Here is a 13,183-nt window from a genome sequence, read left to right on the forward strand (position 1 = left end):
GGTTAGGTATTTCATCTTTCGGTTAAATACGATTAACCCCAGTATACTACGTTATTTTGAGATTAGAGAGTATGGCTGGGAAGAATAGGTCAGATTCTCTCATTGTTGTTTGAGCAATTTTATTAATAGGCGTTGCTGAATCGAGGTATGAAATTCCCAAATTGAATCTTTAAAACTCTTACCTCAGTGCGTCTTTGCGCCTTTACGTGAGACTAAAATTCATACCCTTAATCAGCAACGCCTATTAATAAATATTAAGTAGATCAGTAAGAGGGTTAAAAGAATTAAAATAAAAAGAGAAAAAAAGCACAACAGCGACCCAAAAAGCTAACGCAAAACCCCAGTAAAACAGGGAACAATCCCAGGAATGGCATAACATTTCCCTGTTTCTTGATAATTTCAGCTAAACTGTTCCTCAGCGTCCAAATTAAATAACATTTGCAGAGTTTGCATACATCGTCTTCTAGCTTCCACATCTTGCTGGGCGCGTAATTGCACCATCGGATCATGCAAAATCTTATTGACTATTCCTCTTGTCAAAGCCTCAATTACCTCTTGATGCTTTTCGCCAAATTCTGAACCCAAACGAGATAAAGCCTTTTCTAATTCCTGTTCGCGGATAGTTTCTATTTTATTGCGTAAAGAACTAATAGTAGATACAGTTTCTAAACTCCGCCACCAAATATCAAAAGCTTCAACTTCTTCATCTAAAATCTTCTCAGCTTCCTGTGCCATTTGGCGGCGGCTTTCATAATTTTGCGCCACAACTGCTTTCAAATCATCAACATTAAAAGCCTTGACATTGCCCAAATCATTGACATCTGCATCCACATTCCGGGGGACAGAAATATCAAATATCATCAATTTTTGACTGGGTTCTAACACTGTTTCTAACTTCACCCGATCTAAAATGGGTTCAGTTGAAGACGTGCTAGTAAATACCATGTCACTAGCGGCAATAACTGACATCATTTCTGGCAGGAGATGGATTTGAATAGGTTGTGCTGGGAACAACTTCGCCAACTCTTCAGCCCTGCTGCGGGAACGATTAACAATACTAATTTGAGTTGCACCTTTAGAAATTAGGTGTTGTACAAGTAACCGGGACATTTTCCCAGCGCCGAGAATAGACACACGATTTGTAGATAAATTTTCTACTTTCATCTGTGCCAATTCCACAGCAGCCGAACTGATAGAAACTGCACCAGTCCCAATACTGGTTTCGGTGCGAACCCGTTTACCCGCCGTTAAAGCTTGTTTAAATAAGCGATTTAAAATGGTTTTGATGCCATTAAATTGTTGTCCCAGTTTGTGGGTATTTTTAACTTGAGCGAGAATTTGACCTTCACCCAAAACCAGACTATCCAAACCACCGGCAACCCGTAAAATATGGGTGACAGCATCAACATGGAGCAACATAAATAGATGATGCCGTAAAGACATAATCGGCAGCTTGCTATGTTCTGAAAGGAACTGAGTCACTTCATGAATACCCTGGGTAGTTTCCTGACTAACAATATAAATTTCTAAGCGGTTACAAGTGCTGAGAATAGCAACTTCATCAACATGAGGATAACTGAGAAGTTGGGCGATCGCTCTTTCGATTTGAGGTTCAGGAATACTTAATTTTTCTCTAACTTCGACTGGGGCCGTTTTATGGCTTAACCCCACCACTGCAATATTCATTTCTTAAATAGATAATTGGTTAGGTGTCAGTTGTTCGTTGTCAGTTGTCAGTTGTCAGTTGTCAGTTGTCAGTTGTTAGTAGACTATCAATAACTGATTGACGGATATAAATTGACCAAAAACTATAAAACACAAAGTTTTTAGATTTTCACAACCTGTCAACAGATTTTGGATTAACTCCACCAAACAAGTGTGGACATTGAGGATTTTAGATTGGTGTTAGGGAAGCGTACGCAGCGAGTATTTTTGATTAATTCCGCCCTGGAGGGGCGGGTAACCTGTACCGAAAATTCCCAATCCAAAATCTAAAATCCAAAATCTCAGATTTTTCGGTCAAATTTACTTTGACAGACCACTAATAACAAGGGACTAATGACCACTGACTACTGACTTAATTACTAACGCAGTTGGATATTCTTAGGTTCGTCCCACAAGTGAACTGTATCCACAAACCGAGCGGTTTTGGATTGACTAGAAATAACCAAGCTTTGGGTTCTAGCACCACCGTGGAAGAAGCGCACACCATCCATCAAAGTTCCAGGAGTAATACCGCAACCAGCAAATAGCACTGTTTCACCAGAAGCTAATTCATTAGCGTTATAAACTCTGTCTCCGTCAGTAATACCCATTTCATTTAAACGGGCTAGATTACCTTCTCTGCTTTCACCAATTAAGCCAGTTTGGACAACTTCTGGATCATAGATTAATTGTCCTTGGAAGTGTCCACCCAAGCAGCGTAAAGCCGCAGCAGAAATTACACCTTCGGGTGCAGCACCAATACCCATCAAAGCATGAATATTAGTACCAGAGAAAGCGCAACAGATAGCAGCAGAAACGTCACCATCACTAATCAGTCTAACTCTTGCGCCAGCGGTGCGGATTTCTTGAATGAGTTCTTTGTGACGGGGACGATCCATCACTACTACTACCAATTCTTCCACAGCCCGGTTTAAGCACTCAGAAAGAATTTTCAGGTTTTCTGTAGCAGACTTATTGATATCAACATGACCTCTAGCGGCTGCTGGTGCTGCGAGTTTCTTCATGTAGAAGTCAGGAGCAGCAAATAAACCGCCCTTTTCAGAAATTGCCAAAACTGCCATTGAGCCATTTTGACCATAAGCAACTAGGTTAGTACCTTCGCAAGGGTCAACAGCAATATCAATTTCTACAAGCTCATTAACATTACAGAAATTTGCCGCATCAGGTCTGGTGCAAATACCAACTTCTTCGCCAATGTAAAGCATAGGAGCTTCGTCCCGTTCACCTTCACCGATAACGATGCGACCACGCATATGGATTTTGTTCATCCGTTCACGCATCGCTTCCACTGCTACTTGGTCAGCAATGTTCTTTTCGCCCTTACCCATCCACTTAGAAGAAGCGATCGCCGCTTGCTCAACTACTTCTATAATCTCTAACCCAAGTGTATTTTCCACGAGTATCCCCTTTAAATTACTTTTCTTAGCGTCGTTTTCTTAGCTATTTCAGTTTTTAAGTTTACCAAAGTGCGGATACATATTAGAAAAAAGTCTGGAATAGCAACTATGTTAAGTTTTGCAACTAAGGCAACTCCGACTGTATCAATACAAATGTATTAATGCAGTTGAGGCAGAAATTACAGCAATAATTGAGTAAATGCGCCTAGCGGGTTAAAATAGATTTGGTGACAGCCTCTTGTACTGTTCCTTACGAGGCTTTTATGGCAGCAAATCTCAAACAAATAGCCAAGTATCTAGATAATCTTGGTTGGGACTACCGTATTGATGAAAAAGAAGACCGGATTATTACAGGTGTTGAAGCGGAAAATATCGAAGATTTTCTGATAGTTGTCCAACTGGACGAGGAAGGAAAATTTTTTCGGCTGTTTGCACCCCAAGTTTTAGCGGAAGTAAAAGACCATCCCCATAAAGATGCTATCCTCCAGACGATGCTGGCTATTTCCTGGGAAACCAAAATGCTGCAATGGGAATATGATCCATCCGATGGTGAAATCCGCGCTATCATCGAATTTCCCCTGGAAGACTCCATGCTCACCGAGAGACAATTTAACCGTTGTCTGAGCGGATTAATCCAAATTGTGGATACCATTGCCCTACCGCGTTTGCAAGAGGTAATGGAAACAGGAGAAGATCCGGGCAATCTAGACTTAGGAGAAAGATTATTGTTGAGTATTCAAGAACAAGCTCCTGGATTATTAGAACTCCTAGAAAAAGCTATGGAAGCGCGGAAAAAACGCGGTAGTTTTGCCGATGATTAAGGCGAATAACTACTGAAATCGCTAGACTGCAAAGTGATAACCTGATCATATACTGAAATTTTGTAAGGCGGGATTTTTATGACATCCTATGCAACCTCCTCTGCTAAAGCAGAAATGAGTGAACTCCGGCGGTTAAAAAGCTTGTTACCCCCAGAATTGCAAAGTTGGGTAACAGTTGAAGGCACAATAGAGGTTAATCCATCCCTGATTCGTTGTGAAGAAATTGGCAAAGACCAAGTAGAAATTCAAATTGACTTGGTAAAGTGGGATGCTCTCGCAATGGATCAGCGCAATTTGCTGTTTTGGCACGAAGTTGCTCGCATTCAAAATGACACAATTCCCAAAGATGGTTGGGAAATGGCAGCACTAGCTATTGGTTTGGGTGGTGCTGTAGGTGAGTTGTGGGTACAAGATGGATTATTGCTAGTATTAGCTATGGCGCTCTGTGGCGTGTCCGGTTGGCGATTATATCAAAAAAATAATGGTGGTAAACAAGTTAAAGAATTGCTGGATGCGGACGAAAAAGCGATCGCTCTAGCAACCCGCTTTGGTTATAGTTTACCTAACGCCTATAAAAGTCTTGGTAGTGCCTTAAAAACTTTGGTGGAAAACACTCCTAGTAAACGTCAGCGTTCTCGATATGAAGCCAGACTTTCTGCTCTCAAACGGAGCGCCAACAAAGCTAAAACTAAATCGAGGAATGAGGATTCTGGTCTGTAAAATCTTCATAGCTAGTAGACAACGGCGTAAATAAACCAACCATTCTCAATCACCCAAAAGCCTATCTCGTACTCGTTTTGACTTTTGACTTTTGACTTTTGACTTCCGCTCTGCGGTACCAGTGGGTTGGGTGTTGCCCACCCCACAAGGATATAGATTTATGTTCCTGACTTCTTCACGCCATATTAAAACTTTATCAAACTTTCTTATTTCGCTCATCAAAAATTTTTAAATAATCTAATCGCTGCAATATTTTATAATTTAGAAAGTCACAGATTACAAAAATACCGGAATCCCATCATTCACCTTCGCAACTAATAAAACTGCCCATTCTAACTTTTTAACAACTGTACTTTGGAAGACAATTATTTTTACAAATACCTCTAATTTAGTGTTAGAGACAAGTTATATAGCGATATGGACTTTTTGTAAAATACATTGAGGAAATCAAAAATCTCTAGACACAGGGTTTTCATGCTCTTGATTGTATCACATCCGATTTCTTTTCCCTTTGGGGAAATTCTAAATACATACCTACGGAGTTTAAATAGATCCGACATATTCACAACAGCAAAAACTTTATAAATTGCTGTTATTGTGAAGCTTTATTGGTGATATTTTTCTAATCTTTAAAAATCTACCAACTTGTGCTTCATCAGACAGATTAAAGGTAAGGTTAATTGTTTTTCTAAAGCAAAATAACGTTGAGAAAATTAGATTATATATGGCAACTAAAGTCCAGAGTTTTATGAGTAGCCAACCCATATCAGTAGATTTTTCAGTGACTTATTTAGAAGATGCAGCAATCTTGCAAGTTCCAGTGAGGTTAACTGTACTTGAAGCTGTCAATTTTAAACAAACTTGCCAAAACTTAATTCAAGCGGATGTACCACCTGGACAAATTTTCATTGATTTTCAAAATACTACTTTTATGGACAGTAGTGGTTTAGGTTCTTTAGTCAGTAACTTTAAAAATTCTCAAGAAAAGGGAATTCAAGTCACATTGCGTCATGTGACACCCCAAGTCATGGCCGTTTTAAATCTGACGGGACTAGATCAGGTGTTTCCCATTGAGTCTCTTTACAATCTCACATTAATAGCAACAGATAATTTAACAGATGCCGGAAAAAATAATTATCGCAAAGTAGATCCACTTCCCCAAACTCATCACTCCGTAGCATCTTGGATGAAACGGGCTATTGATATTGTAGGATCATTGGTGGGATTAGTAATTACATCTGTTTTATTTATTCCCATAGCGATCGCCATTCAAATTGATGATCCCGGTCCGATTTTATTTCAGCAAACCCGTTGTGGCTGGATGGGTAAGCGGTTTGCAATTTGGAAATTTCGCTCTATGTGTGTAGATGCCGAAGCCAGAAAATCCCAAATCAAAAACCAAGCCGAAGGTGCTTTCTTTAAAAACGACAATGATCCCCGAATTACTAAAGTAGGTAAATTTTTACGCCGTACCAGTCTCGATGAACTACCTCAATTTTGGAATGTTCTCAAAGGGGAAATGAGTTTAGTCGGGACTCGACCACCTACACCTGATGAAGTAGAACGCTACGAAGTCCCAGAATGGCAACGTTTGGACGTTAAACCGGGCATGACTGGTGAATGGCAAGTTAACGGTCGCTCTAAAGTGCGGAGTTTTGAAGATGTGATTCGTTTAGATTTACAGTATCAGCAAAATTGGACTTTAGTTTACGATTTAAAGTTAATTTTCAAAACCATTGCCATTTTGTTTAATAAAAACAGTGGGGCTGTTTAGATTATCTACTCCTAAACTAAATTTACAAATTTATCTATGTAATTTACCCAAGTCATCAATCGGCTTGGGCTTATTTTTATGAAAGGGAACAGGAAGCAACAGAGAACAGGAAAACTCAGCCGCTTCCAAGGGGCAGTGTTGCCACCAATCCAGAAAAATATGGCTTTGCAGCTAATTTGTCTCTTTTTTTCCGCCTTCCCCGTTCCCCTTGTTCAGGAAGTAATCAACTGTAGAATATGTTACTATTTAGAGAAAACCTATTCATACAATTGCAGTTCAGATATTTGTAAGCAAGTTGAATAAGTATTTGCTTCCATGAAAACATACATGAGGTTTAATGACTGAATCTTTAAGAGGGAATTTCCCATTGACAAAAAACGCTGTGAGCAAACCTAAAACTGACACAGAAGCTACAAGCAAAAATTTAGCTTTAACCATTGCTGAGGCGGCTTTAGACCGCAAGGCTGTAGAAATCGTCCTGCTTGATGTGGCAGAAATTTCTTACCTGTCCGATTACTTTGTGATGATGACTGGTTACTCTAAAGTACAAGTAAGAGCGATCGCTGACGCAATTGCCGGACAAGTAGAAATTGACTGGCAACGACGACCCCTCAGAACCGAAGGAAAAGCCGAGGGAACTTGGGTACTCCAAGATTATGGTGATGTTATCGTCCATATCATGATGCCAAGGGAACGGGAGTTTTATAATTTAGAAGCGTTCTGGGGACACGCGGAACGTATTCCACTACCAAACTCCGATAATGTTGGGGGTTAACCAATATGATGCGATCCTCTCTAGCGAATTGCCCAGTTCCTACGGAACAACAACCGCTGAATGAGTACGAAGAGCTAAAAAATGCTTGGCTATTTCGAGATAGTACCCTAAGTTGGGGTAACTACACCAAAAAAATGTTTTGGATTTGGGCTTGGTCTTGGTTAATAGCCGGACCTGTGGCAGCAGCCAGCTTTCCTCCCCAAAAGCAGATTTTTAATTTTCTTCTTTGTGGATCTGGTGCTGCTAGTGTAACTGTAGTGCTAGTATTGGTACGGTTATATTTAGGTTGGTTCTATGTGCGCGATCGCCTTTACAGTCCCACCGTATTTTATGAAGAATCTGGTTGGTACGACGGACAAACCTGGACAAAACCCCAAGAAGTCATGAGCCGCGATCGCCTAATTGTTACCTACGAAATCAAACCCATTTTCCAACGCTTGCAAATTACCCTTGCCGCCTTGGCTCTAATGTATCTTATTGGTACTATAGTTTGGCATTTCTTGTAAATACTTATTAGTCATTGGTCATTAAGTAATTGGACAAAAATATTTACAGTCATTGCGAGCGAAGGGAAGCAATCACAACCCTGGCAATTGCTTCATTTCACTTCGTTCCATATGGCTAACGCCACGGAGCGCTAACGCAATGACATTGTGTAATTAATTCTGTCTCACTACTTAGTCATTGGTAAAACAACTGACAACTGACAACCGACAACCGACAACTGACAACTGACAATTCACAAAATAGATATAAACCCATGACAATGGGAAAACGAACTCAAGCCGCAGCACTGGAAGTCCGGTTGCTGCGTGAAGGTATTATCGAATCTCGGCATATAGTCCAGGCTGTAGTTAGTGATGACCGGGGACGGGTACTTTCCGTTGCTGGTAACGCTGAAACCGCCGCATTTGTCCGTTCTGCCCTCAAACCATTTCAAGCCCTGGCTGTCACCAGCACAGGCACAATGGAACGCTATGGTTTGAGCGATCGAGACTTAGCAATCATCACCAGTTCCCACAAAGGCAGCATGGAACAGGTGAGACAGGTATTTAACATTCTGTGGCGGGCAGATATTGACATCAACTCCCTGCACTGCCCAATCCCTAAAGACAAGCGTAGCTCTCTAGAATATAACTGCTCTGGTAAACACGCGGGAATGTTAGCTGTTTGTCAGCAACGCCATTGGCCATTAACTAACTATTTGGATCGTAAACACCCAGTCCAACAGTTAATTATTACTAAAATAGCCGAATTGTTGCGAATGCCAGCGGAAGAATTTCTCACCGCCCATGATGACTGCGGCGCACCTACCTATCTCATGCAACTCAGTCAAATGGCATCACTATATGCTGTTTTATCTTCCAGCAATAGCGTAGACATGGAACGCATTGTCCGCGCCATGAACCATCACCCCACAATGATAGCAGGTGAAGGGGAATTTGATACAGAATTAATGCGTCTCACTCCTGGTGAACTGGTTAGTAAGTCTGGGGCAGAAGGAGTACAGTGTATAGGCAGACTTGGTGAAGGCATGGGATTAGCTATTAAAGTTATGGATGGCTCAAAACGCGCCAAATATGCCGTAGCTATTCACATCCTCCAACAAATGGGTTGGATTACTCCCAGCGTTGCCCAAAGCCTGTCTGAGAAATTTATGAACCTGGGGAAATACAAGCGTTTGGAAGTAATTGGAGAATTATCGCTTTTGTAGTTGACAAACTTTTGACTTCGCGCTATATTAAAGGAGTCGAGAGAAAAGCGACACAAGCGACGCGGGATAGAGCAGCCTGGTAGCTCGTCGGGCTCATAACCCGAAGGTCAGTGGTTCAAATCCACTTCCCGCCACCAAATTGAAAAACGAATCCCTGTAATCTTCCAAGGTTGCAGGGATTTGTTTTATAAGGGAAATGCCGAAAACCCTTGAAGATGTAGCTTCCTAAGTCAGCTACATCTGTGCTTTAGACAAGAGATGAAGGCTAGAGGCAGAATTTATCCTGCATTGACATTAATTTAAAAATTTGAAATAATTTCAAATTTTAATCCATATTCGTGAGACAATCAGATTGTCAGCAAAGACATTAAAAACCTACCAGGGGACTCTCGGAAAGTTACGCCTGTCAGAGATGATTCTGCCAGTAATGGCAAACAGGATCAGGGCAAGAACCCAAATATTTATTTAAGGAACCCTGCCTGAAGCTGGGATAACTGAGAGATATAGACTGAAACTCTCTAATGATATTAGAGGCAGAGCCTCATCAACTGCATTCCTAGTCAGAGACTAGGAACGAGATGTGGTAGGGATTTGAGCTTAAGTTGACACTAATGAAGCTCTTGCTCTACCCCTACAAATCTAATTTTGTCGTGATTTTATATAGGGTTTGCTGAAAAAGTTGTCTGTGAGGGCAGGGAACAGGGAACAGTTTTAACTGTCTGGATATCCTCAATTTTCCAAATCTGAGAAAGAAAAATGCACCTATTTTGAGACACCATTAGCCAAAACCTTGCACTTTTTTGTGGTAAAAATCCGCGAAACCCTTTGTTAATAAATGGTTTTAGCTTTATTCAGCAAGCCCTATATAAAGTCTATGTCCCAACCATTTTGAGTATATAAGCCAGTACCGCAGGGTGAAATTAAAAATTCAGAAAAGTGTCCCAGATTAGGTGAAGCCTAACTCCTGACTTCTGCTATAGCTTTTCTCCTGTTAGCTATTGAGTGAAAGCGAACTTTATCCTAAAATAATCTAGTAGGAATTTGGTGAAGCGGTTTATTTTACTTGCCTCTTCTCTACTGAAAATGAATCAAAAGCAGTTAAAAGGAAGATAAGTCACCTGTGAGTAGCTCCTAAAGAAAAGCTAACAGCTTGATATTGGATGCTCAAAAAGGTAGGTTAGATGTTTTGAGTATCTTAAGAGTATGATGAAAAGTATGAAAGCTGAACATATTGATTTTCCAGTGCTACACTCAGAATTATTCTTACGTCATCGTCTACAGGTAGTAGAGGAATTGTGGGAGTCGGTGCTGCGTCAAGAATGCGGTCAAGAAATGGTGGATCTTTTGCGCCAATTGCGGGACTTATGTTCTCCAGAGGGACAAGCCACGAATGACTTAGCTGCCTCGGCTGTAGAATTAATTGAACAATTGAATATCAATGAAGCGATTCGTGCGGCGCGTGCCTTTGCGTTGTATTTTCAGTTGATTAATATTATTGAGCAGGAATATGAGCAAAAGCAGCAATTAAACCGCTATAGTGGAGAAACTGATGAGGAGGTTTTTCCCAGTATAATTTATTCTACGAACCAAAGAGAAGAAGAATTGCCTATTACTAAGGAAATAGGTAGTGATTTAATGACATCGGAAACTCCGCAAAAAGGGACTTTCGCGGCTTTATTTCCCCTGTTATTTAAGTTGAATGTTCCACCCCAACAAATTCAACGTCTAATTTCTCAACTGGATATCCGCTTAGTTTTCACTGCACACCCGACGGAAATTGTCCGTCATACTATCCGGGATAAACAGCGTCAGGTGGTTCATCTTTTGCAAAAATTAGATGAAGCCCAAAATCGCGCTGGTAGCTATCCTTGGGAAACTTTGGAAGTCAAGGAAAGATTACTGGAAGAAATTCGCCTGTGGTGGCGGACTGATGAGTTACATCAGTTTAAACCGACGGTTTTGGATGAAGTAGATTATGCTCTTCACTACTTTCAAGAAGTGTTGTTTGATGGTATTACGCAACTATACAAACGCTTCAAATATTCTTTGGGCGAAACTTTTCCCTGGTTACAACCACCAACGACAAATTTTTGCTCTTTTGGTTCTTGGGTAGGTTCAGACCGAGATGGTAATCCTTCGGTGACACCGGAAGTAACTTGGAAAACCGCTTGTTATCAACGAAAAATGGTGTTAGAGCGGTATATTAAGTCAGTTAAAGAGTTAGTGTCTTTATTGAGTGTATCTATGCACTGGAGTGATGTACTACCAGATTTGCTAGAGTCTTTGGAGTTGGATCAATCGCAGTTAAGTGGGGTGTATGATGATTTGGCCTTGCGTTTTCGCCAAGAACCTTATCGTCTAAAATTATCTTACATTCTCAAGCGTTTAGAAAATACCCGCGATCGCAATTTGGCTTTATATAATCGGGAAACGCCAAACAATGAAGATGCACCTATGTACCGAACGGGTGCGGAATTTTTAACAGAATTGTTGTTAATTCAACGCAATTTAACGGAAACAGGTTTAAGTTGTCGAGAATTGGAAAATCTGATATGTCAAGTGGAAATATTTGACTTTAATCTGACTCAATTAGATATTCGTCAAGAATCATCTCGTCATGCTGATGCTATCAATGAGATTCTCGAATATTTGCAACTTTTACCCCAATCCTACAACGAATTATCAGAAGCACAGAGAATCGCTTGGTTAACTTCAGAATTGCAAACTCGTCGGCCATTGATTCCCGCTGAATTACCATTTTCAGAAAAAACCAATGATGTGATTGAAACTTTCCGAATTTTGCGATCGCTACAACAAGAATTTGGCATTAAAATCTGTCAAACTTATATCATTAGTATGTGCCGCGAAGTCAGCGACGTACTAGAAGTTTTACTCTTAGCCAAAGAATCGAGTTTATTTGATCCTGTAGTTGCAGTGGGGACAATTCGCATCGTTCCTCTGTTTGAAACAGTAGAAGATTTACAACGTTCTAGAGGCGTAATGCGGGAACTGTTTGAATTGCCTTTATATCGGGCAATGCTGGCTGGTGGTTACGCCGCAATTAATAACAGTGAAAAACAAGCAGCCCCATCTATTTCTACTCTAAATCCTAACTTACAAGAAGTAATGTTAGGCTATTCCGATAGTAATAAAGATTCTGGTTTTTTAAGCAGCAACTGGGAAATTCATAAAGCTCAAAAATCACTTCAGAAAATCGCCGAAAGTTACGGTGTAAATCTGCGGATTTTCCACGGACGAGGCGGTTCTGTGGGACGTGGTGGCGGTCCTGCTCATGAAGCGATTTTAGCCCAACCAGGTCACAGTATTAGTGGCCGGATTAAAATTACCGAACAAGGGGAAGTATTAGCTTCTAAATATTCCTTGTTGGATTTGGCTTTGTATCACCTAGAAACCATCACCACAGCCGTAATTCAAGCCAGTTTACTAGGAACAGGGTTTGATGACATCGAACCTTGGAATGAGATCATGGAAGAGTTATCTCATGCGTCGCGTCAACACTATCGTAACCTAATTTATGAGCAACCTGATTTCATTGACTTCTTCCACCAAGTCACCCCCATTGAAGAAATCAGCCAATTGCAAATTAGTTCTCGTCCAGCCCGTCGTCCATCTGGTAAAAAAGATTTAAGTAGTCTGCGAGCGATTCCTTGGGTATTTAGTTGGACACAAACCCGGTTTTTATTACCTTCTTGGTATGGAATTGGCACAGCCTTACAAGAATTTTTAGACGCAGAACCAGAACAACATTTGAAATTACTTCGCTATTTCTACCTTAAATGGCCATTCTTTAAAATGGTGATTTCTAAAGCCGAAATGACATTAGCAAAAGTAGACATGGAAATGGCGCGTCACTATGTTGATGAATTGTCTAACCCAGAAGACAAACCCAGATTTGAGAAAGTTTTTGCCCAAATTTCTAGCGAATTCTTTCTGACCAGAGATTTAGTCTTAAAAATCACTGGACACCAAAAACTATTAGATGGTGATCCAGTATTGCAACGTTCTGTACAATTAAGAAATGGAACAATTGTGCCTTTAGGATTTATCCAAGTTTCCCTATTAAAACGCCTTCGTCAATCAAAAAATGCCCCCACAACCGGAGTAATTCACTCTCGTTATAGCAAAGGAGAATTACTCCGAGGAGCATTATTAACCATCAACGGAATTGCTGCCGGCATGAGAAATACAGGTTGATAAAAACCAAAAAGCAAAAGGCGTAATTTCTTCCTTTGCGCC

At 40.6% G+C, this 13,183-nt stretch carries 9 protein-coding genes and 1 tRNA gene; 8 read left to right on the forward strand and 2 right to left on the reverse strand.

Annotated features, from left to right (window positions below; genetic code table 11):
* Positions 1-399 precede the first annotated feature (399 nt).
* Complete coding sequence (locus HEQ36_RS15210) at positions 400-1,686, reverse strand: glutamyl-tRNA reductase (protein ID WP_053539956.1); 1,287 nt, start codon at positions 1,684-1,686, stop codon at positions 400-402.
* Between the two features lie 398 nt (positions 1,687-2,084).
* Positions 2,085-3,122, reverse strand: coding sequence for a class II fructose-bisphosphatase (glpX, locus tag HEQ36_RS15215; RefSeq protein WP_027404080.1), 1,038 nt, complete (start codon positions 3,120-3,122; stop codon positions 2,085-2,087).
* Between the two features lie 263 nt (positions 3,123-3,385).
* Here glpX and HEQ36_RS15220 point away from each other — a divergent pair, with 263 nt between their 5' ends.
* The 8 genes from HEQ36_RS15220 to ppc all read left to right on the forward strand — a co-directional run bounded on the left by HEQ36_RS15220 (position 3,386) and on the right by ppc (position 13,141).
* Complete coding sequence (locus tag HEQ36_RS15220; RefSeq protein ID WP_027404079.1) at positions 3,386-3,943, forward strand: hypothetical protein; 558 nt, start codon at positions 3,386-3,388, stop codon at positions 3,941-3,943.
* A gap of 78 nt (positions 3,944-4,021) precedes the next feature.
* A complete protein-coding gene (locus tag HEQ36_RS15225) occupies positions 4,022-4,663 on the forward strand; it encodes a DUF3318 domain-containing protein (RefSeq protein WP_039200635.1) in 642 nt (213 codons plus the stop codon).
* A gap of 724 nt (positions 4,664-5,387) precedes the next feature.
* A complete protein-coding gene (locus HEQ36_RS15230; protein WP_053539955.1) occupies positions 5,388-6,437 on the forward strand; it encodes a sugar transferase in 1,050 nt (349 codons plus the stop codon).
* Between the two features lie 337 nt (positions 6,438-6,774).
* Positions 6,775-7,212 carry a ribosome silencing factor gene (gene rsfS / locus HEQ36_RS15235; RefSeq protein ID WP_027404076.1) on the forward strand — a complete coding sequence of 146 codons (438 nt, stop codon included), beginning with the start codon at positions 6,775-6,777 and terminating at the stop codon, positions 7,210-7,212.
* Between the two features lie 5 nt (positions 7,213-7,217).
* Positions 7,218-7,718, forward strand: a complete 501-nt coding sequence (locus tag HEQ36_RS15240; protein ID WP_168635328.1) for a CGLD27 family protein — start codon at positions 7,218-7,220, stop codon at positions 7,716-7,718.
* 254 nt (positions 7,719-7,972) lie between these two features.
* Positions 7,973-8,926, forward strand: a complete 954-nt coding sequence (locus tag HEQ36_RS15245) for an asparaginase (RefSeq protein ID WP_027404074.1) — start codon at positions 7,973-7,975, stop codon at positions 8,924-8,926.
* A 60-nt stretch (positions 8,927-8,986) separates the two neighbouring features.
* A tRNA-Met gene (locus HEQ36_RS15250) sits at positions 8,987-9,063 on the forward strand.
* Positions 9,064-10,132: 1,069 nt separating this feature from the next.
* Positions 10,133-13,141, forward strand: a complete 3,009-nt coding sequence (gene ppc / locus HEQ36_RS15255; RefSeq protein WP_168635534.1) for a phosphoenolpyruvate carboxylase — start codon at positions 10,133-10,135, stop codon at positions 13,139-13,141.
* Positions 13,142-13,183: the final 42 nt, after the last annotated feature.

Origin of the sequence: Anabaena sp. 54, assembly GCF_017355725.1 — a bacterium.
Taxonomy (GTDB): Bacteria; Cyanobacteriota; Cyanobacteriia; order Cyanobacteriales; family Nostocaceae; genus Dolichospermum; species Dolichospermum heterosporum.

Coding starts and splice junctions, on each gene's coding strand:
- HEQ36_RS15210 (WP_053539956.1), bottom strand. CDS start 1,686: ATGAATATTGCAGTGGTGGGGTTAAGCCATAAAACGGCCCCAGTCGAA.
- HEQ36_RS15220 (WP_027404079.1), top strand. CDS start 3,386: ATGGCAGCAAATCTCAAACAAATAGCCAAGTATCTAGATAATCTTGGT.
- HEQ36_RS15225 (WP_039200635.1), top strand. CDS start 4,022: ATGACATCCTATGCAACCTCCTCTGCTAAAGCAGAAATGAGTGAACTC.
- HEQ36_RS15230 (WP_053539955.1), top strand. CDS start 5,388: ATGGCAACTAAAGTCCAGAGTTTTATGAGTAGCCAACCCATATCAGTA.
- rsfS (WP_027404076.1), top strand. CDS start 6,775: ATGACTGAATCTTTAAGAGGGAATTTCCCATTGACAAAAAACGCTGTG.
- HEQ36_RS15240 (WP_168635328.1), top strand. CDS start 7,218: ATGATGCGATCCTCTCTAGCGAATTGCCCAGTTCCTACGGAACAACAA.
- HEQ36_RS15245 (WP_027404074.1), top strand. CDS start 7,973: ATGACAATGGGAAAACGAACTCAAGCCGCAGCACTGGAAGTCCGGTTG.
- ppc (WP_168635534.1), top strand. CDS start 10,133: ATGAAAAGTATGAAAGCTGAACATATTGATTTTCCAGTGCTACACTCA.